This is a genomic window from Pseudomonas sp. 05N36, assembly GCF_056397385.1.
In genome coordinates this window covers 148,751-170,288 of sequence record NZ_JBFTNH010000012.1, presented here as the reverse complement: position 1 = coordinate 170,288, position 21,538 = coordinate 148,751, and the positions used below count along the sequence as shown (strand labels likewise).

The window sequence follows — 21,538 nt, the reverse complement described above, 5'->3', positions numbered from 1 at the left end:
AATTGCCTTTTGCCAAAAGACAGGTTTGGAATAATCGATATACCAAAATGCTCTTTCCCATAAAAAAGCCCCGAGGCTTTCGCATCGGGGCTTTTTATTGTGCAACTCAGCGCTTAATGATGCTCACGCGTCGCGCGGAATTTCACGTCCGGCCAGCGCTCTTCCATCAGCGCCAGGTTGACCCGGGTCGGGGCCAGGTAGGTCAGGTGGCCGCCGCCGTCGAGGGCGAGGTTTTCCACGGCCTTGACGCTGAACTCTTCGAGCTTCTTCTTATCGCTGCAATCGATCCAGCGCGCGGACCACACGGTGATCGGCTCGTAGGCGCATTCGACCTTGTATTCCTCTTTCAGGCGGCTGGCGACCACATCGAACTGCAGCACACCGACGGCGCCGAGGATGATGTCGTTGCTGCGTTCCGGGAAGAACACCTGGGTTGCGCCCTCTTCGGCCAGCTGCTGCAAGCCCTGGCGAAGTTGCTTGGACTTGAGCGGATCCTTCAGGCGTACGCGACGGAACAGTTCCGGGGCGAAGTGCGGGATACCGGTGAAACCCAGGGTTTCGCCTTCGGTGAAGGTGTCGCCGATCTGGATGGTGCCGTGGTTGTGCAAACCGATGATGTCGCCGGCAAACGCTTCTTCCAGCTGCTCACGCTCGGAGGAGAAGAAGGTCAGCGCGTCGCCGATCCGGACGTCCTTGCCGGTGCGCACGTGGCGCATCTTCATGCCTTTTTCGTACTTGCCGGAGCAGATGCGCATGAAGGCAATGCGGTCGCGGTGTTTAGGGTCCATGTTCGCCTGGATCTTGAACACGAAGCCGCTGAACTTCTCTTCCACCGGTTCCACGGTACGCTCGTTGGCGACACGGGCCAGAGGCTTCGGTGCCCAGTCGACCACGGCGTCGAGCACGTGATCGACCCCGAAGTTGCCCAGCGCCGTACCGAAGAACACCGGGGTCAGTTGGCCGTCCAGGAATTCCTGTTGATTGAATTCGTGGCAGGCGCCTTGCACCAGTTCCAGCTGCTCGATGAAGCGCTCGTACTCGTCACCCAAATGGGCGCGGGCTTCATCGGAGTCGAGCTTCTCGATGATTTTCACATCGGTCCGCTCGTGGCCATGGCCAGCGGTGTAGACAATGATGTAGTCGTCGGCGAGGTGATAGACGCCTTTGAAATCGCGGTAGCAACCGATCGGCCAGGTGATCGGCGCAGCCTTGATCTTCAGGACGGCTTCGATTTCGTCGAGCAGTTCGATCGGGTCACGAATGTCGCGGTCGAGTTTGTTGATGAAGCTGACGATCGGCGTGTCACGCAGACGGCAAACGTCCATCAGGGCGATGGTCCGTGGCTCTACACCCTTACCGCCGTCGAGGACCATCAATGCCGAGTCGACCGCCGTCAGGGTGCGGTAGGTGTCTTCGGAGAAGTCTTCGTGGCCCGGGGTGTCGAGCAGGTTGATCATGTGATCGCGATACGGGAACTGCATGACCGACGTGGTAATGGAAATACCACGCTGCTTTTCCATTTCCATCCAGTCGGAGGTGGCATGGCGGTCGGATTTGCGAGACTTCACCGTGCCGGCAACCGCAATCGCCTTGCCCATCAGCAAGAGCTTCTCGGTGATGGTGGTCTTACCCGCATCGGGGTGGGAAATAATGGCGAAAGTGCGGCGTTTCGCGACTTCGGCGGCCTGTTTGGTCATGGGAAATCGCCTGGCAGGTGATTCAAAAAAGGGCGGCGAGTATAGCGTAAACATGGGGCCACGGACCACCGTTCACCCTGTAGCAGCTGTCGAGCTTGCGAGGCTGCGTTCGGCTGCGAAGCGGCCGTAAATCAAACAATGCGGTCTTTCAGGCATACCGCGCATAAAGGTTTTACGACGGCTGCGCCGCCGAACGCAGCCTCGCGGGCTCGGCAGCTGCTACGACGGGGAGAGGCGATCGGGGTGGCTAAATGCTGCTAATTGTGGAACCTTTTAAAGAGTGGAGCCGTCCACTCCCCTGTTACGACCTGTCGTCAGGGGCTGAAATATCAGCAAGTCAGCCTGACGAGGTTGCGCTTATGGCTCGTTCTCATGCCGCTTTGCCGGCATCGAACGAGCTGCTTTTCGCGAACAGTGTCTTCGGCAGCCAAGTATGGCGTTGCCACACGAAGCACTGTCCGCCGACTGAAATAAAGGAGTCCGCCTGTGGCTATCCGCTATGGCAAAGGGCTAATAGGAGGAGCGGTTGTCGTCGCCCTTCTGGCCCTGCTGATCCACTGGATCGGCATCAACACGATCGACCTGTACCGCGACGATTTGTTGTTTTACCTGCAAGCTCATCTGATTCTCGTCCTCGCCTCCATGCTGGCTGCCCTCGTTGTGGGCATTCCTGCCGGCATCCTCCTCAGCCGCCCGACCATGGTCGGACGCGCCGAACGCTTCATGCAGCTCTTCAACATCGGCAACACCGTTCCACCTCTCGCCGTACTGGCCATCGCCCTGGGGATTCTCGGGATCGGTAGCGGCCCTGCGATCTTCGCGTTGTTCCTCGCGTCCCTGTTGCCGATCGTGCGCAACACCTACGAAGGCCTGAAAAACGTTCAGGGCTCACTCAAGGAAGCAGCCGTGGGTATCGGCATGACCCCGCGCCAGGTGCTCTGGCGGGTTGAACTGCCGAACGCCGTGCCGATCATCATCGGCGGCGTGCGCGTGGCATTGGCGATCAACGTCGGCACCGCACCGCTGGCGTTCCTGATCGGCGCCAACAGCCTGGGCAGCCTGATTTTCCCCGGCATTGCCTTGAACAACCAGCCGCAATTGATTCTCGGCGCAGCCTGCACCGCCCTGCTGGCCTTGCTGCTCGACGGTCTGGTGACACTGGCCAGCTGCCTCTGGCTGGAACGCGGTTTACCCCAGTCCTGAATCCGGCTGAGCGAAGGAATAATCATGAAGACATTTAGCTTGTTACTAGGCTGCGTCCTGCTGTGCGCAGGATTTGCCCATGCCGCCGACAAACCGCTGATCCGCATCGGCGCCCGGGTGTTCACCGAACAAACCCTGCTCGCGGAAATTACCTCGCAATACCTGCGGACGAAGGGTTACGAGGTTCAGGTGACTGGCGGCCTGGGCAGCAGCCTGGCCCGCAGCGCCCATGAAAACGGCCAACTCGACCTGATGTGGGAATACACCGGTGTATCGCTGGTGGCTTACAACCATGTCACCGAGAAACTCGACAGCGAACAGTCCTACGCGCGGGTTAAGGAACTCGACGCGAAAAAGGGTCTGGTCTGGCTCACCCCGTCGAAATTCAGCAATACCTACGCCCTCGCGTTGCCGAAGAACGTGGCTGACGAATACCCGCAGATCAACCGCATCAGCGACTTGAACAACGTGCTCGACGCTGAGGCAAAGGCCAACCACCTGGTAGCCCTGGACACCGAGTTCGCCAACCGTTCCGACGGCCTCAAAGGCATGGTCAAGCTCTACAACATGAACCTGACCCGCAACAATATCCGGCAGATGGATGCCGGGCTGGTCTACACCGCGCTGCGCAATGGCCAGGTATTCGCTGGCCTGGTCTACACCACTGACGGTCGCTTGAACGCTTTCAAATTGAAACTGCTGGAAGACGACAAGCATTACTTCCCCGACTACACCGCTGCGCCGGTCGTGCGTCAGGTGTACCTCGATGCTCATCCGCAACTGGCCGAACAGCTCAAACCTCTTGCCGAACTGTTCGACGACCAAACCATGCGTCAGCTCAACGCCCGGGTCGATGTCGACCACGAAAGCCCTTCCGCCGTGGCCGCAGACTTCTTGCGCCAGCACCCATTGAACTAAGGAGGAAAAGCCATGGAATTTCTCAACGCCTTTTCCCACCTGGACTGGCCACTTGTCCTGCACCTGACCTGGCAACACATCACTCTGGTCGGCATCGCCGTGACCCTGGCAATTGTGGTCGGCGTGCCGCTGGGCATTCTGATGACGCGCTTCCCGACGCTGGCCGGTCCCTTGCAAGCCAGCGCCACGGTGCTGTTGACCATCCCGTCGATTGCGCTGTTCGGTCTACTGCTGCCGTTCTACTCGAAATTCGGCCAGGGCCTGGGACCGATGCCAGCCATCACCGCGGTATTTCTGTATTCCCTGCTGCCAATCATGCGTAACACCTACCTGGCACTGACCGGTGTCGAACCCGGCATTCGCGAAGCAGCCCGGGGCATCGGCATGACCTTCGGCCAACGCCTGCGCATGGTCGAGTTACCAATTGCGGTGCCGGTGATCCTCGCCGGCGTACGCACCGCCGTGGTCATGAACATTGGCGTGATGACCATCGCCGCCACCATCGGCGCCGGTGGTCTGGGCGTACTGATCCTCGCTGCCATCAGCCGCAGCGATATGTCGATGCTGATCGTCGGTGCAGTGTTGGTCAGTCTTCTGGCGATCTTCGCCGACCTGCTTCTGCAATGGCTGCAACGTTCGCTGACTCCAAAAGGATTACTCAAATGATCGAACTTCAAAACCTCAGCAAAACCTTTCACAGCAACGGCAAAGATGTGAAAGCCGTGGACTCGGTAAGCCTGATCGTCAACGAAGGCGAGATTTGCGTGTTCCTCGGCCCGTCGGGTTGCGGCAAAAGCACCACGCTGAAAATGATCAACCGCTTGATCAAGCCGACCTCGGGCAAAATCCTGATCAACGGCGAAGACACCACCGACCTCGACGCAGTGACGCTGCGCCGCAACATCGGTTATGTGATCCAGCAGATCGGCCTGTTCCCGAACATGACCATCGAGGAAAACATCACCATCGTGCCGCGCCTGCTCGGTTGGGACAAACAGCAATGCCACGATCGCGCCCGCGAGTTGATGAACATGATCAAGCTCGAACCCAAGCAGTACTTGAGCCGCTACCCGCGTGAGCTGTCCGGTGGTCAGCAACAGCGGATCGGCGTGATCCGCGCCCTCGCCGCCGACGCCCCGTTGCTGTTGATGGACGAACCGTTCGGCGCGGTCGACCCGATCAACCGCGAGATGATCCAGAACGAGTTTTTCGAGATGCAGCGGGCGCTGGGCAAGACCGTAATCATGGTCAGCCACGACATCGACGAAGCGATCAAGCTCGGCGACAAGATCGCGATCTTCCGTGGCGGCAAGCTGATTCAGGTTGATCACCCGGACACCCTGCTCGCGCACCCGGCGGATGACTTTGTCAGCAACTTCGTCGGCCAGGACAGCACGCTCAAGCGCCTGCTGCTGGTCAAGGCCGAGGACGCGGCGGACAACGCGCCGTCAGTCAGCCCGGAAACGCCGGTGGCCGAAGCGCTGGAACTGATGGACGAACTCGACCGCCGCTACGTGGTGGTCACCTGCGCCGACAACAAGGCCATGGGCTACGTGCGCCGCCGCGATCTGCACCGTCAGGCCGGCACCTGCGTGCAATACCTGCGCGAATTCAACGCCACGGCAGCCTACGACGAGCACCTGCGAATCCTCTTGTCGCGCATGTACGAGTTCAACCGCTCGTGGCTGCCGGTGATGGACGCCGAGAGGGTGTTCCTCGGTGAAGTGACGCAGGAGTCGATTGCCGAGTACCTGAGTTCCGGGCGCTCGCGGGGTGGCAAGACCAGCATTGTTTTGCCTGCTGAGACGGCGTTGGCCTGATTCGTTCCGACTGATCGTTCCCACGCGTGGGAACGATCATTTACACCCCAAATATCCCTCCAACGGGAACATCACACTGTCATCAGGGTCGGTTACACAAGTGTCTAACCAGGACCGCACGACGGATGCGTGCAAAAACGCGACATTTTTTGTTGATCTCAAGGCCCTCACGCCCTAAAGTTCGCGCCGAACGTCCATGCTGGAAACGATCCATCCGGCTCAAGTACTGACGACGAGACAGCAAGGCCAAGGGAATCTGCATTTCCCATGGCCTTTTTGCTTTCGGCGACATGCCTTGGGAAGTAGGCGAACCAAAGTGGGGATACGGAGGACGTTCATTTGCACCCATTGATAATTTCAGTTTGCCAGTAGGAGTTCCCAGCATGTCGATCAACGTCGAAGACTATTTTGCGCGCGAAACCTTTCAGAAAATGAAGGCCTTCGCTGACAAGCAAGAAACCCCGTTCGTGGTCATTGATACTGCGATGATTGCCCAGGCCTATGACGACCTGCGTGCCGGTTTCGAATTTGCCAAGGTTTACTACGCGGTCAAGGCTAACCCGGCCGTCGAGATCATCGACCTGCTGAAAGAGAAAGGTTCGAGCTTCGATATCGCCTCGATCTACGAGCTGGACAAAGTGCTGGGCCGCGGCGTAACCCCGGACCGCATCAGCTACGGCAACACCATCAAGAAATCCAAGGACATTCGCTACTTCTTCGAGAAGGGCGTGCGTCTGTATGCCACCGACTCCGAAGCCGACCTGCGCAACATCGCCAAGGCGGCACCGGGCTCGAAAGTCTATGTGCGCATCCTGACCGAAGGCTCGACCACTGCCGACTGGCCTTTGTCGCGCAAATTCGGCTGCCAGACCGACATGGCCATGGACCTGCTGATCCTCGCTCGCGACCTGGGCCTGGTGCCTTACGGTATCTCCTTCCATGTCGGCTCGCAGCAGCGCGACATCAGCGTCTGGGACGCAGCGATYGCCAAGGTCAAAGTGATCTTCGAACGTCTGAAAGAAGAAGACGGCATTAACCTCAAGCTGATCAACATGGGCGGCGGCTTCCCGGCCAACTACATCACCCGCACCAACAGCCTGGAAACCTACGCCGAAGAAATCATCCGTTTCCTCAAGGAAGACTTCGGTGACGACCTGCCGGAAATCATTCTCGAGCCAGGCCGTTCGCTGATCGCCAACGCCGGCATCCTGGTCAGCGAAGTGGTGTTGGTCGCGCGTAAATCCCGCACCGCCGTCGAGCGTTGGGTGTACACCGATGTGGGCAAGTTCTCCGGCCTGATCGAAACCATGGACGAAGCCATCAAGTTCCCGATCTGGACCGAGAAGAAAGGCGAGATGGAAGAAGTGGTCATCGCCGGCCCGACCTGCGACAGCGCCGACATTATGTACGAGAACTACAAGTATGGCCTGCCACTGAACCTGGCCATCGGTGACCGCCTGTACTGGCTGTCCACCGGCGCGTATACCACCAGCTACAGCGCTGTTGAGTTCAATGGCTTCCCGCCGTTGAAGTCGTTCTACGTATAAGCGATCTCTTGAAATAAAAGGTCCATGTAACCATGGACCTTTTTTATTTCCGCAGCCATGCTTCTACATGGTCAATCATCGCCACACATTCATTAGCACCCGCCATAGCTGCGCCCAATTTGAAATTCAACTCCCCGAGTTTGTACGCACTCTTTGCTCTCAAGAGCTCGTTGATTACGCCGTCTATACGCTGATAGACCTCCTCGATGAACAGGCCCATCTGCGAGTTTACGGAAACGAACCCGCTAAATAACGCCACAATATCACTTTTATATTCTGCCGCCCTGATCGAAGCGTCCCTGGAAGAGTAAGGGATGTCCCAGACAGGTGCAGTGCCCACCTCGAAAAACAACTCCTCCGCCACAGTCGGTTGTGAGTGGCAATTACACGATCGATGGTCCATTGCACTCGTGAATACTGCTTTCAGTCCAAATGACTCGTGATACATCTCCTCGATGGTATATTTCAATTGTCGCATCGCAGCTCTTAGATCATAAAACCGAAGCGCCAATTCGTGAACCAGGTCCTGTACATTCCTTGGTGGAAATAACATCCAGGTCGGAGATCTGGATAAACCGTACAACCTGAAATCCACTTGGGCAATGGGTTCGTTCCTGGAGAACTGCTTGGTTATTTCTAACGATTCGCGGGAGAATGTTGCCAGGTCTTCGACATATGCGCTGCATAGAAGCCTGGTTACTTCAGTACGCTCCCAACACTCTTGCAGATATCGCTCATTAAACTGAGCATTGTTCAAACGCGAATCCTTGGCCAGAACCGCAAGTTGATGGCCGCTTCTGCTACGGCGCTCAAACACAACCGGTATACTGTCGAATGTCGGGTGCAGGGTCCCAAGGAAACGGGTGTAACGATCTAACACGCGCCGCTGCGCCGCAGTGAACTCATAGGCAAGTATATTCATATTCTATCTTGGAGGGGGTGGGCGTGCGACCCACCGCCCTCTCTCCCTATTACTGCTGAATGGTTTTCAAGTATTGAATGACGCCGGCGATCCGGGTAATCGCGGTATCCGTTCGCGCCTCGACGGGCAGTGACTTATCCTGCTTAAATTCGCGAGAGAACTGTTCAATGTCGGAGACCAGATTCGAAAATTCACTCACGTATTCCCAGCGCTCATCGTCCAGCTTGTCCAGTGTCATGACCAATTCAATCTTCCCATCAACCTGGGCGATATCTTTGGTGTGTTTTTGCAACTGCACCCTCAAGTCACCCGCTCTCTCCTTGAGCCTGTTGTACGCCGCCAGCATGTTGAGATAAGAAATGGCTTCCCCAATACCAGAGATCAATTTCTTAAGCGTATCAATAGCCAACAAAGCGACTTGAATTTGCGGTGGCGCCAACCCCAGTGCTTTCAAATTATCCAGCGATAACTGCGCCTCTTCACCGATTTTTTCGACTCCGGCTTTCCCGACCACGTCAATCGCTTCGGACACGGACTTCATCTGTTCATTCAGTTCAGCTAATTTTTCTTCGGAATTTATTTTTAGCTCTTCAACGAATGCCCGATCCTGCTTCAGCGTCACAACCCATTTTTCCGAGGCCCCCCTGTCAAACGGGTTGCTAATACTCTTATGGATATTTTTTAAATCCTCAGTGTGTGCGGACATTTTATTGAATACATTCTTGAGTTCGCCCTCCATGTCCTCACGAACCTCGTCTACATCGTCCGGGTAGTCAAGCTCTGCCTGATAGCCTTTCAGCTTCTTCTGCGCACGCTCCAAGTAGATACTGGTTGTCTGAGCCTGGTTACGCAGACCGAACAGTGTCTTATTGATAGCGACCGCCAGATCATTCATTGCTCCGACGGTGCCAGGCAAGTAATTGAATTGTTCGACAAGCATTTGTGCAGTGGTGTTCGTTCCTTGCACCGAGGCATTATGGCTTCGCAACTCCGCCATATTGAACGCCGAATAATCCGAACCATTAAATAATGAACTCGTAATTATCTCACTCCAAAAAAACTGACGATTATTGTTGTATTCCTTTTCCGCCTCTGCGAACACGCCAAGCAATTGATCCGAACCTACTTGTATTTGTTCCCAAGGATCAATAATACCGACTATCTGTTTTGTAAACCGCCTCAGCGAAGTCGCCTCTTCCAGTTTATCGACCTCTTTGATAGAAGCAGCGATATAGGTACTCAGCGCATTCCACACCAGCATAAGATTTTGAGTCGCTAGTTCAGCTTCGATCGCAACGTAGCTCAGGTTTTGAAGATCATCACGCACTTTATTCAAGGAGCTCAGTGTCTGGTTTTTGCTGGCCATCTTTTGATTATCGGCGCGTTGCAACTCCTTCAGCTTATTACGTTCACTGCGTATATTTTCAGCCTTGACCCCCTGATAGATGCCAAGAATCAACCCGCCAATATTGAGAGTCGCTGCTGCCTTGATCGCTTCCTGAACCAGTTGATCGTATTGTTTATTGAGTTCGTCGATGCCTGCCGAGCGTTGGTCGATTTGCTTTTGCAGACCCTGAATCTCTGCCTGATACGTATTTTTCGAGATAAATTCCAGTCGCAGCTTTATTTCCGGGAGTACCTTCTCGCGCATGTCGGTGCCAAAACTATCCAACTGTTCCCTGACATGCTCGGCCTTCTCATGACAGTGTTTGACCTTTGTCAGCATGTCATTGAGGTAGTGCTTGATATCCGGAACATCTCCCGAAGGCAAGCCAAGATCGGGAAGATTCGGGATCTTGAGTTTCAGTTTCTGATACTCCTCCGGCGTATTGATATTGTGTTCTTCCAGGTATTTCGATGACCTGAGGTCTTCATAAACCTCTACAATTGCTTTACCAATCCTGATAATGCTACCGGCGAAAATTTTAAGGTCGGTACCCGTCAGCATTATTTGCTCGCGCAATGGCGACCAGCGCTTGGCATGGTCATACGTCATGGTGAATGTGCGTAAAAAATCCTTGGCCGTCAGTCCCACGCGGCCCTCATCACCCGCGCCATAATTTAAATACGCAATAACATCCTGTAGCCGAACGGGAAGAGACAGCCCTAAGGTTTCATACTTCCTTAGGCTGATAATCTGCTCTTTGGTCAACTGCATTCCGGGGGCCCGATTATATTCCTCGCCCTCGCCAAGCGATGCGTTCACAAATACCTGAGGCGCTTTTGCAGCGGCTTCGACCACCTTGCTATCCATCTTGAATTCCATCAGAGACTCCTTGTCTTCTTCGGATTTTAATATATACCCAGTTCATTCACGACACTGATGAGCCGTTTCATCCCGCTCAGTTACAGGCACCGTGAAAACAAACATTAATGTGCTGTGACGAACACTCACAAGACTTTAAATATTAAAAATCAAGACAGGCAGCACAACACCCACTTAACCAGGCCAATGTTTTTTTTAAAAATACCTCCAAAACAGAATTGCCTTGCCTCAAAATCAAACTACTACAACTACGGTTTCAGCCCCAAACATTACGCACCCCTGACGAATGCATAAAACCTGTTCAGGTAATACTTACTATCGAGTAATAGTCTGAAGAAAGCGAAACTTCGCTATCGAGATCATTAACGGTAACAACAGACCGTTACAACGTGACCAGCTGAGAAAGCCGCAGCCGATAGGCATCAGCCATCCCACGGATTTGCGGATGATGTGCGCCCTGCAATGACTCACTGCCCACCCGCAAGAAATTCACGTTCCCCCCGGCCAACGCCTTGCGCAACCAGCCCAGCGCATCATCGACATGCCCTTCATCGGCCAGCACCGCGGCATAACTGAACTGCCCGCGAAAATCCCCGCCTTCGGCCGAGCGTCGATACCACTCCCGAGCCGCCAATGGATCCGCCGTGCATTGGCGTCCCTCTTCCAGATAGCGGCCCAGCAGGTTCATGGATTTGGCGTGGCCCAACTCGGCGGCGCAGCGATACAACGCCAGAGCTTGCGACTGATCCTCGATCACTCCGCGCCCGGTGGCCAGCAGGTTGGCGTAGTTGTACATCGCCCAGTCCAGTCCGGCGTCGGCGGCGCAGCGATAATGCCCCGCAGCGACCGTAGCGTCGGCATTACAGCCCCAGCCATGTTCATGACAGCGACCGAGCATGTTGCGCGCCATCAAATGCCCGCCGTTGGCGGCAATCTCGAACCAGCGCAAAGCCAGCGCCTGGTCCTTGGCGATACCCTGCCCTTCGAGCAGGATCTGGCCGAGCAAGGCCTGGCCGTCGAGGATCCCGGCCTTTGCAGCGATCAGGATTGCCTGGGAGGCACGGGCCGGGCTTTCGGCGAGCATCGCGCTGAGCTGATCGCCGTCGAGGACTTCCTCACGGCGCAGTCGGTAGCTCACGGTTACACCTCGACCCAGCGACGCAGCAGGTTGTGATAGGTGCCGGTCAGGCGAATCAGTGACGGGTGATCCGGCATGTCGCGGGTCAGTTGCTGGATCGCCTCGTCCATCTCGAACAGCAAGGCACGCTGGCTGTCTTCGCGAACCAGGCTTTGGGTCCAGAAGAATGAGGCATAACGTGTGCCGCGAGTAACGGCGTTGACCTTGTGCAGGCTGGTGCCCGGATAGAGCACCAGGTCTCCGGCCGGCAATTTCACTCGCTGGGTGCCAAAGGTGTCCTGGATTTCCAGCTCACCGCCGTCGTATTCGTCCGGGTCGCTGAAAAACAACGTCGACGACAGGTCGGTACGAACGCGCTCGATGCTGCCCTTGGGCTGGCGCACAGCGTTGTCGATATGAAAGTCGAAGCTCCCCCCCGCCGTGTAGCAGTTGAGCAGTGGTGGAAAGACTTTGTGCGGTAACGCCGCTGACATGAATCGCGGATGTTTCCACAACCGTTCAAGCATCGCTGCACCAATTTCCTGCGCCAGCGGGTGACCTTCCGGCAGTTGCAGATTGTGCTTGGCCTTGGCTGACTGAAAGCCTGCGGTGATCTTGCCATCCGCCCAATCAGCCTGCTCCAGAGCCTCGCGAATGCGCTGCACCTCTTCGCGGGAGAACAAGCCGGGAATATGCAGCAGCATGGGGCGATACCTGAGGGCAAAGGGATGCCAATGGTATTGATTCTTATTGGCAATGTAAAATCGCGCTGACGGATGAGTCCGCAAAACCCGTAAGGGAAAACTGTAAAGAATGTAAATTCAGCGCAAATAGCAATATATCTCAATTGATACAAATACGTATTTACCCTATATTCCGCCGCCTCAAACCCTGGGGAGGGGAATTCACAATGTCACGCCAACTACCACAATCACCGGTCAGCTCACCGCGTTTACTCGCCTCTGCAATTGGCGTGGCGATCACTGCCAGCTCTGCAGCGCACATGGCTTACGCGGCAGAAAAGACCGACGAAAAAGCGCCGCGCAATGCAATTGCCCTCGAGGCCACCAGTGTCACCGGTGAAGCCCAGGACTCCACCTCCTACCAGGTCGAAAAAGCCTCTTCGCCCAAGTACACCGCGCCGCTGATTGATACCCCGCGTTCGGTGACCGTGATTCCACAGCAGGTCCTCAAGGACACTGGCGCCCTCAACATGCAGGATGCGCTACGCACCGTCCCGGGCATCACCTTCGGTGCTGGTGAAGGCGGCAACCCGCAGGGTGACCGCCCGTTCATCCGTGGTTTCGACGCTCAGGGCGATACCTACCTGGATGGCGTGCGTGACACCGGTTCCCAAAGCCGTGAAATCTTCGCCGTTGAGTCGATCGAAGTCAGCAAGGGCCCGAACTCCGCGATTGGCGGGCGTGGCGCAGCGGGCGGCAGCATCAACCTGGTGAGCAAAAAGGCGCACCTGGGCGACTCGTTCAATGGCGGCTTCACCTGGGGCTCGGACCAGACCCAGCGCTACACCCTGGACAGCAACTACCAGTTCAGCGATACCGCCGCTGGCCGCCTGAACCTGTTGAGCCACGAAAGCAACGTCGCTGGTCGTGACAAGGTCGACTACGACCGTTGGGGCATCGCACCGTCGCTGGCCTTCGGCCTGGGCACGGACACCCGCGTCAACCTCGACTACTACCATCTGCAAAGCAATGACCTGCCGGACTCGGGTATTCCGTACACCGTGCCCGCTTCGGGCAAGACCGCTGATCGCACCAAGAGCAGCCCGGACAAGCCTTACGCGGGCGGTGACAGCAGCAATTTCTATGGCTTGACCGACCGCGACTTCCGCAAGACCCGTACCGATACCGCGACCTTCGCCATCGAGCACGACCTGAGCGACGCGCTGACCATCAAGAACACCCTGCGCCACGGCACCAGCATGCAGGATTACATCCTGACCCAGCCGGACGACAGCAAAGGCAACGTGAACAACGGCAGCGTCTGGCGTCGTGCCAACACTCGTGTCAGCAACGTGGCGACCACCACCAACCAGACCGATCTGTTTGGCAACTTCTACATCGCCGGCTTCAAGAACAGCTTCTCCACCGGTGTCGAGTTCACCCGTGAAGAAGGTGAAAAATCCTCGTACAACGTGAACACCGATACCACCCCGGGATCGCCCGCGACATCGAGCAGCAACTGCACGCCGTCGATGATCGGCGCGTCCAGCGGCTACAACTGCACCTCGCTGGCCAACCCGAACCCGAACGATCCGTGGAACGGCGCTATTTCGCGTAACTACGCAGGCACCGACACCACCGCCAACACACGTGCCCTGTACGTGTTCGACACGCTGGAACTGTCGCCGCAATGGCTGGTGAACATGGGCCTGCGCTACGACCACTTCGACACTAAGTACAAGACCTTCACCGCGGCAGGTGCCACCACTGCCAAAGGCGCTGACACCAGCGAGTTCGTCACCGGTCAGTTGGGCGTCGTTTACAAACCGGCTGAAAACGGCAGCATCTACGCCTCTTATGCCACCTCCGCCACACCTCCGGGTAACACCCTGGGCGAAGGTATGGACGGCAACCCGCTGTCGGGCACCAAGGATCGCAACGGCAATCTGCTGAGCAGCGACATGGAGCCGGAAACCACCAAGAACTACGAAGTCGGCACCAAGTGGGACCTGCTCAACGATCGTCTGTCGTTGACCGCCGCCCTGTTCCGTACCGAGAAAGAGAACGCTCGCGTTCAGGTTGATACCACTTCCTACGCAAACGCCGGCAAAACCCGGGTTCAAGGGATCGAGCTGTCGGCCAACGGCAAGATCACCGACAAATGGCAGGTCTTCGCCGGCTACGCCTACATGGACAGCGAGCAAGTCGATGGCGGCCCGCTGAACCACGCCACCGACGGCAACCAATTGCCTAACACCCCGAAAAACAGCGCCAGCCTGTGGTCGACCTACAACGTCACGCCGAAGCTGACCCTGGGCGGCGGCGCGTTCTACGTCGATGACGTATTCGGTAGCGTGGCCAACACCACCATGGTCAACTCCTACGTTCGTTACGACGCGATGGCCAGCTACAAGTTGACCAAAAACGTCGACCTGCAACTGAACCTGCAAAACCTGACCGACGTGACCTACTACGACAAAGCCTTCGCCACCCACTTCGCCAATCAGGCGCCGGGGCGTACGGCATTGCTGAGCACCAATTTCCACTTCTGATAAAGAACCAAGTCGCCAAGCCCCGCCATCACGATGAGCGGGGCTTTTGCGTGTAAAAAAGAATGTTTCTCGACAACTCACGGCATAATGCGCGCCGTGACGTTTCTTATTGAACAAACAGTTTTAGACGAACAAGGCGGTCGACGTGTTGAAGAAAACCCTGTTCCAGCTGCACTGGTTCTTCGGCATCAGCGCGGGTCTGGTACTGGCCTTGATGGGCATTACCGGTGCGGCAGTGTCATTTCAGGATGAAATCCTGCGGGCACTGAACCCACAGGTCCTGCAGGTCGAGAAGCAGGTGGCCGGCGTACTGCCGCCGGCCGATCTGGTGGCCAAGGTCGAAGCCACTGAAGGCAAGAAAGTCGCGATGCTTTGGGTCGAAACCGAAAGTGGCTTTGCGGCGCGCGTGTTCTTCACCCCGCCGCCGGGCGAGCGCCGTGGCCAGATGCGCTACGTCGACCCGTACACCGGCGACTACATGGGCGATGCCGTCGGCCAGGACTTTTTTGGCCTGATGCTGCAACTGCACCGTTTCCTGGCGATGGGCGACACCGGCCGGCAAATTACCGGTGCCTGCACACTGATCCTGATTTTCTTCTGCCTGTCCGGGCTCTACTTGCGCTGGCCGCGTCAGGTGGCGAGCTGGCGCGCCTGGCTGACCCTCGACTGGGCAAAAAAAGGTCGCAGCTTCAACTGGGACCTGCACTCGGTCGCGGGCACCTGGTGCTTGCTGGCGTATTTGTTGGCCGCGCTGACCGGGCTGTCCTGGTCCTATGAGTGGTACAACAAGGGCCTGAGCAAACTGCTGTCCGACACACCGCAAAACGAGCGCATCAGACCAAATCGTGGTACCCCGCCACCGGCCGGCCCTCTGCCGACCGCCGATTACAACGCGATCTGGAGCAGCATCTACAGCGCCGCCGGGCCGGGCCTGAGCGCGTATAACGTGCGCATGCCTCCGGTGGCCGGACAACCAGCGACCGTGTTCTATCTGTTGAAGAATTCCCCCCATGACCGGGCGCTGAACCAGATCACGCTCGACCCGGCCACCGGTGTTATCAGCCGTCACGATCGCTACGGCGACAAGAGCTTCAAGGCCCAACTGTTGACCAGTATTTACGCGCTGCATGTCGGCAGTTACTTCGGTCTGGTCGGGCGAATTGTGCTGACCCTGGCTTCGTTGACCATGCCGCTGTTCTTCATCACCGGTTGGTTGTTGTACCTGGACCGTCGGCGCAAAAAACGCCAGATCAAAAACGCCCGTAAAGATCTGGAGCAAACCGCCAGCGATGTACCGGCATGGCTGATCGGCTTTGCCAGCCAGAGCGGTTTTGCCGAACAGTTGGCCTGGCAGACCGCCAGCCAATTGCAGGCCGCCGGGTTGCCGGTAAAAGTGCAATCGCTGGCGGCTGTCAGCGAGCAGGACCTGCGTGAGTCGAGCCATGCGCTGTTCGTGGTCAGCACCTTTGGCGACGGCGAAGCACCGGACAGCGCTCGTGGTTTCGAGCGCAAGGTGCTGGGTCGGGCGCTGAGCCTTTCGAGCCTGAACTACGCCGTGCTTGGCCTCGGTGATCGGCAGTATCAACACTTCTGCGGCTTCGCCAAACGCTTGCACAGCTGGCTTTCGGAACACGGTGGCACCACGTTGTTTGCCCCCGTGGAAGTCGACAGCGGCGACCCGTACGCCCTGCGCCATTGGCAGCAGCAACTCGGTCAACTGACCGGGCAGCCACCGGTCGATACCTGGAAAGCCCCGAGCTACAACAACTGGACCTTGAGCAAGCGCGAACTGCTCAACCCTGACAGCAGCGGCGCCGATGTTTACCTGCTGGGCCTGACGGCGCCCGACAACAGCAGTTGGCTGGCCGGCGACCTGGTTGAAGTGCTGCCGCGCAACTGCCGGGGAGCGATTGAACAGTTCCTTGAAGGGCTGGGCATCGCCGGTAATACGCGAGTGCAACTCGATGGTTTGCACAAAACCCTTGAACAAGCCCTGGCCAGCCGTCAGTTGCCGGAGAACCGCGTGCACCTGGTCGGCTTGCACGCTCAGGCGCTGGTCGACGCGCTGGTGCCATTGGCCATGCGCGAATACTCGATCGCCTCGATTGCCGCCGACGGCGTGCTCGAACTGCTGGTGCGTCAGGAATGTCATGCGGATGGACGTCTGGGCATCGGCTCCGGCTGGCTGACCGAATACGCGCCATTGGGTTCTGCCATCAGCCTGCGAGTACGGCGCAACAGCGGTTTTCATCTACCGGCCACGCCCGTGCCGATGATTCTGCTGGGCAACGGCACCGGGCTGGCTGGCCTGCGCAGCTTGCTCAAGGCACGAATTGCCGATGGCCAGACGCGCAACTGGCTGCTGTTCGGCGAACGCAATCGCGAACATGATTTCCTCTGTCGCGATGAGCTCGAGGGATGGTTGATCGAAGGTGATCTGGAGCGACTGGACCTGGCATTTTCACGGGATCAGGCCGAAAAGATCTATGTTCAGGATCGCCTGCGTCAACGCGCCGTCGAACTGAAGAAATGGCTGGCGGACGGTGCATCGATCTACATCTGCGGCAGCCTGCAAGGGATGGCGACAGGGGTGGATCAGGTACTCAACGACGTGCTCGGTGTTGATGAAGTCGAGCGGTTGATCGAGCAGGGGCGCTATCGCCGCGACGTCTACTGAAGCCCCCTCACCCTAACCCTCTCCCCAGGGGGCGAGGGGACTGACCGAGATGTCTTGCGCTGTCCATCGACCTGAAATACCGAGTCGAACTCAGGTTTGAAAACGAAGAAGATTAGCTCCCTTTCCCCCTCTCCCCCCTGGGGAGAGGGTTGGGGTGAGGGGTGGTTCTAAAGCCGCAGTACAAAACCCGACTACAGTTAAACCTCCATTCCCTTCACACGGACGTGAAGCATGCCCAACCGCCCTACCCTCGACCAACGCCAATTCGCCCGCACACTTCGCGTCAACCAGACCGACTGCGAACACCTGCTCTGGCAAAAGCTCCGCAGCCGGCAGCTCGCCAACCTGAAATTTCGACGCCAATTTCCCTGCCCTCCGTACATTCTGGATTTCTATTGTGTCGAGCTGAAACTGGCCATTGAACTTGATGGCGGTCAGCATTATGAAACGGCTGCCAGAATCCATGATCGGCGCCGAACGCTTTACCTTCAGCAGCAAGGGATTGAGGTTGTGCGGTTCAGCAACCTGGAGGTCATTGAGCAGATGAGTGATGTTCTGGAGCAGATTCTCGGGGTGGCGGCGGATCGTATGCCGTGATCCTGATCTGAAATCGTCCCCTCACCCTAGGCCTCTCCCAAGGGGCGAGGGGACTGACCGAGGTGTCTTGCGCTGTCCATCGACCTGAAATACCGAGTCGAACTCAGGTTTGAAAACAAAGAAGATTAGCTCCCTTAGACCACTACACTTTCCCCCCTCTCCCCCTCGGGGAGAGGGCTGGGGTGAGGGGTGGTTTTTGAAGATTCACACATTCAAACCGGCTGCAACCGCTGCTCAAACACCGCCACCCCATCCAGATCCCGCAGGATCACGCTCATTTCGGCGGTCTGACCATCGATATTCACCTCGCCGAAAAACTGAAACCCGGCAAACGGCGAGGTGTTCTGCGCCGGCGGGGCTTTCTCGAACACCACTTCGGGGCCGAAGGTTTTATCCAGCGGATTGGGGCCGAAGCTGCCGGCATTCAAGGGACCTGCGACAAACTCCCAGAACGGTTCGAAGTCCTGAAATGCCGCGCGATCCGGGTGGTAATGGTGGGCGGCGCAGTAATGCACATCGGCCGTCAGCCAGACGTAATTGCGCACCTGCTGCGCCCGCAAGAAACCCAACAACTCAGCGATCTCCAGCTCGCGGCCCTGGGCCGGGCCTGGATCACCGTTGGCCACGGCTTCCCAGCGCGGCACGCCGGGGCTGACTTCGCCATCGGGCACGCCGAGGCCAATCGGCATGTCGGCGGCGATGACTTTCCACTGCGCGCCGGAGTTTTTCAATTCACGCTTGAGCCACTCCAGTTGCTCGCGTCCGAGGAAGGCTTTTTCGCCGCCGAGGTTGTCGTCATTGGCCCCGCGATAACTGCGCATGTCCAGCACGAACACATCCAGCTGCGGCCCGTAACCGAGCTTGCGATAGATCCGTCCGCCGTTGTCGGCGGCCTGCAAGCGCATCGGCGCGTATTCGAGCCAGGCTTGCCGCGCACGGCCGACCAGGCTGTGGATATCTTTGCTTTGGTAGCGCTCATCGAGCTGCTTGCCCGGCGACCAGTTGTTCACCACTTCGTGGTCGTCCCACTGCCAGATCTGCGGCACCTCGGCGTTGAAGCGACGAACGTTTTCGTCCATCAGGTTGTAGCGGTAGTTGCCGCGATATTCGTCGAGGGTTTCCGCGACTTTGCTCTTGGCTTCGCTGGTGATATTGCGCCACACCCGACCGTTTTCGGTGGTCAGTTGCGCCGGCACCGGGCCGTCGGCGTAGATGGTGTCGCCGCTGTGGATAAAGAAGTCCGGCAGACGCAAGCGCATCGCTTCGTAAATGCGCATGCCGCCGATATCCGGGTTGATCCCGAAGCCCTGACCGACAGTGTCGCCGCTCCAGACAAAACGGATGTCGCGACGGGTCTGCGGCACGCTGCGCAGGTGACCGAACCACGGTTCGCTGGCCACACCGCTTTGGGCGTCTTCGAAGTACACACGATAGAAGATCGCCTGATCGGCGGGCAACCCGGTCAGCTCGACCCGGGCCGTGAAGTCGGTGCGGGCATCGGCCAACGGTGAGACGAAACGCCGAGGATTGCTGAACAGGCTGCGAGTGTCCCATTCCACGACCATCCGCGCCGGGCGGTCGCTGCGGCTCCAGATCATCGCCCGATCGCCCAGCAGGTCGCCGGACTGCACGCCATCGGTGAGCTGTGGGCGATCCTTGACCGAAGCGATCACTGCCGGAGCCAGACCAGGTAACAACAAACCGGCGCCGACAGCCTGCATCACGTCAGTATCTTTGTTGAATGTTAAACCGTCTTCGCGAGCAAGCCCGCTCCCACAGGGTATGGCGGTCAGGCGTTGGCCGGCTCCAATGCCAACTCGGTGGCTTCCGGGCGTTTGACCGTTGCGTAAACCACCGCCGTCAGCAAACTCCCGGCAACAATCGCCAGCAAGTACAGCAGCGCATGGTTGATCGCATTCGGGATCAGCATCACGAACAGCCCACCGTGCGGCGCCATCAGTTTGCAGCCGAAATACATCGACAGCGCACCGGCCAGTGCACCACCGGCGATGCTTGCCGGAATCACCCGCAGCGGGTCCTTGGCAGCGAACGGAATCGCCCCTTCGGAGATAAAGCACAACCCCAGCACCAACGCCGCTTTACCGGCTTCGCGCTCGGTCTGAGCAAACTTGCGCCGGGCGATGAACGTGGCGATGCCCAGGCCAATCGGCGGCACCATGCCAGCGGCCATGGTCGCCGCCATCGGTGCATAACTTTGCGACGCCAGCAGCCCCACCGAGAACGCATAAGCGGCCTTGTTGATCGGCCCGCCGAGGTCGACGCACATCATGCCGCCGAGCAATACCCCCAGCAGGATCGCGTTGGTGGTGCCCATGCTGTCGAGGAAATGCGTCAGGCTTTCCAGCAGTCCGGCGACCGGTTTACCGACCACGTAAATCATCACCAGGCCAGTGAACAGACTCGCCAGCAACGGGATGATCAGAATCGGTTTCAGCGCTTCCAGACTTTGCGGTAGACGCGCATAACGGTTGATCGCCTGCGCCGCGTAACCGGCGATGAAGCCCGCAATGATCCCGCCAATAAACCCGGCGCCCAAGGTACTCGCCAACAGGCCTCCGATCATCCCTGGCGCCAGGCCAGGACGGTCAGCAATCGAGTAGGCGATGTAACCCGCCAGCAGCGGCACCATCAACTTGAAGGCGGTATCGCCACCGATCTGCATCAATGCCGCTGCCAGCGTACCCGGTTCCTTGAACGCAGTGATGCCGAAGACAAACGACAAGGCAATCATCAAGCCCCCGGCCACCACCATCGGCAGCATGAACGAGACACCCGTCAGCAGGTGTTTGTAGATCCCGGTTTTCTCTTGCTTGGCCGGGCCTTTGGCGCCGGTCGACGCGGTTTCCTGCGTGCCTTCGGCCAAGGCTTTGTTGAGTGTGGCCTCGGCCTGTTTCAGGGCGATGCCGGTGCCGCAGCGGTAGATTTTCTTGCCGGCGAAACGCTCGGTGGCGACTTCGATGTCTGCCGCCAACAGCACCACATCAGCATCCGCGATGGCTTGCGCGCTCAACGGATTACGGGCGCCGACCGAGCCCTGGGTTTCCACCTGCAAGTCATAACCCAGACGCTTGGCTGCTTGCTGCAAGGCTTCGGCGGCCATGAAGGTGTGAGCGACACCGGTCGGGCAGGCAGTGACCGCCACCAGACGCGGTGCGGTTTTGCTGACGGCTGCGGGTTCGACGACAGCTTGCGGGGCGACATAAATTTGAGCTTCTTCAGCACCACGGCGCAGCACTGCATCGACGTCTTGCAGGGCCTGGGACGGCGTGCTCTGGAACACCCGCTTGCCGACAAACCGCGACATATCCACAGTCCCGGTGCTGACCAACAACACCCACTCGGCATCATCGAGCGTCGCTGCGGACAACTGGCGCTCCGGGTGTGCAGCGTCATGCACTTCTACACTGGTGCTCCAGCCCTGACGCTGCGCGGCGGCATCGAGCAAACGCGCGCACAGCACACTGGTAACCATGCCATTCGGGCAGGCAGTAACAATGGCTAACTTCATGACCAACCCT

Annotated in this window: 15 protein-coding genes; 8 read left to right on the top strand and 7 right to left on the bottom strand. The window is 57.9% G+C overall.

What is annotated here, in order from left to right:
• Window positions 1–113: 113 nt before the first annotated feature.
• A complete protein-coding gene (locus tag AC1DIH_RS16690; protein ID WP_427530037.1) occupies window positions 114–1,697 on the bottom strand; it encodes a peptide chain release factor 3 in 1,584 nt (527 codons plus the stop codon).
• A 486-nt stretch (window positions 1,698–2,183) separates the two neighbouring features.
• Here AC1DIH_RS16690 and AC1DIH_RS16685 point away from each other — a divergent pair, with 486 nt between their 5' ends.
• The 5 genes from AC1DIH_RS16685 to AC1DIH_RS16665 all read left to right on the top strand — a co-directional run bounded on the left by AC1DIH_RS16685 (window position 2,184) and on the right by AC1DIH_RS16665 (window position 7,185).
• Window positions 2,184–2,900 (top strand): ABC transporter permease, encoded by a 717-nt coding sequence (locus AC1DIH_RS16685; protein WP_477772511.1) that lies wholly within the window; start codon window positions 2,184–2,186, stop codon window positions 2,898–2,900.
• A gap of 24 nt (window positions 2,901–2,924) precedes the next feature.
• Window positions 2,925–3,818, top strand: a complete 894-nt coding sequence (locus AC1DIH_RS16680; RefSeq protein WP_477772510.1) for a glycine betaine ABC transporter substrate-binding protein — start codon at window positions 2,925–2,927, stop codon at window positions 3,816–3,818.
• A 12-nt stretch (window positions 3,819–3,830) separates the two neighbouring features.
• Window positions 3,831–4,484, top strand: coding sequence for an ABC transporter permease (locus AC1DIH_RS16675; RefSeq protein ID WP_054594039.1), 654 nt, complete (start codon window positions 3,831–3,833; stop codon window positions 4,482–4,484).
• Window positions 4,481–5,638, top strand: coding sequence for an osmoprotectant ABC transporter ATP-binding protein OsmV (locus tag AC1DIH_RS16670; protein ID WP_477772509.1), 1,158 nt, complete (start codon window positions 4,481–4,483; stop codon window positions 5,636–5,638). The genes AC1DIH_RS16675 and AC1DIH_RS16670 overlap by 4 nt, the downstream gene beginning before the upstream one ends.
• Before the next feature lie 383 nt (window positions 5,639–6,021).
• Entirely contained in the window at window positions 6,022–7,185 is a 1,164-nt protein-coding gene (locus AC1DIH_RS16665; protein WP_477772508.1) for a type III PLP-dependent enzyme, read from the top strand.
• Between the two features lie 43 nt (window positions 7,186–7,228).
• On the opposite strand, the gene AC1DIH_RS16660 is transcribed toward AC1DIH_RS16665, so the two are convergent.
• The 4 genes from AC1DIH_RS16660 to AC1DIH_RS16645 all read right to left on the bottom strand — a co-directional run bounded on the left by AC1DIH_RS16660 (window position 7,229) and on the right by AC1DIH_RS16645 (window position 12,194).
• Window positions 7,229–8,107 (bottom strand): hypothetical protein, encoded by an 879-nt coding sequence (locus AC1DIH_RS16660; protein ID WP_477772507.1) that lies wholly within the window; start codon window positions 8,105–8,107, stop codon window positions 7,229–7,231.
• Window positions 8,108–8,156: 49 nt separating this feature from the next.
• Window positions 8,157–10,373: an alpha-xenorhabdolysin family binary toxin subunit A gene (locus tag AC1DIH_RS16655; RefSeq protein WP_477772506.1), complete on the bottom strand. Its 2,217-nt coding sequence runs from the start codon at window positions 10,371–10,373 to the stop codon at window positions 8,157–8,159.
• Window positions 10,374–10,755: 382 nt separating this feature from the next.
• The gene (locus tag AC1DIH_RS16650) at window positions 10,756–11,511 is read right to left on the bottom strand and encodes a tetratricopeptide repeat protein (RefSeq protein WP_477772505.1); all 756 of its coding nucleotides are present in this window, start codon (window positions 11,509–11,511) and stop codon (window positions 10,756–10,758) included.
• Between the two features lie 2 nt (window positions 11,512–11,513).
• Window positions 11,514–12,194, bottom strand: coding sequence for a Fe2+-dependent dioxygenase (locus AC1DIH_RS16645; RefSeq protein WP_054594043.1), 681 nt, complete (start codon window positions 12,192–12,194; stop codon window positions 11,514–11,516).
• A gap of 206 nt (window positions 12,195–12,400) precedes the next feature.
• On the opposite strand from AC1DIH_RS16645, the gene AC1DIH_RS16640 reads away from it, so the two are divergent.
• The 3 genes from AC1DIH_RS16640 to AC1DIH_RS16630 all read left to right on the top strand — a co-directional run bounded on the left by AC1DIH_RS16640 (window position 12,401) and on the right by AC1DIH_RS16630 (window position 17,999).
• Window positions 12,401–14,725: a TonB-dependent receptor gene (locus AC1DIH_RS16640; RefSeq protein WP_477772504.1), complete on the top strand. Its 2,325-nt coding sequence runs from the start codon at window positions 12,401–12,403 to the stop codon at window positions 14,723–14,725.
• Between the two features lie 145 nt (window positions 14,726–14,870).
• Window positions 14,871–17,402: a PepSY domain-containing protein gene (locus AC1DIH_RS16635; RefSeq protein ID WP_477772503.1), complete on the top strand. Its 2,532-nt coding sequence runs from the start codon at window positions 14,871–14,873 to the stop codon at window positions 17,400–17,402.
• Window positions 17,403–17,633: 231 nt separating this feature from the next.
• A complete protein-coding gene (locus tag AC1DIH_RS16630; protein ID WP_427530021.1) occupies window positions 17,634–17,999 on the top strand; it encodes an endonuclease domain-containing protein in 366 nt (121 codons plus the stop codon).
• A 212-nt stretch (window positions 18,000–18,211) separates the two neighbouring features.
• Here AC1DIH_RS16630 and AC1DIH_RS16625 read toward each other — a convergent pair whose 3' ends face one another.
• On the bottom strand, window positions 18,212–19,720 hold the full coding sequence (locus tag AC1DIH_RS16625) for an alkaline phosphatase D family protein (protein WP_477772629.1): 1,509 nt from the start codon (window positions 19,718–19,720) through the stop codon (window positions 18,212–18,214).
• Between the two features lie 68 nt (window positions 19,721–19,788).
• Window positions 19,789–21,528: a PTS fructose-like transporter subunit IIB gene (locus tag AC1DIH_RS16620; RefSeq protein ID WP_477772502.1), complete on the bottom strand. Its 1,740-nt coding sequence runs from the start codon at window positions 21,526–21,528 to the stop codon at window positions 19,789–19,791.
• Window positions 21,529–21,538 lie beyond the last annotated feature (10 nt).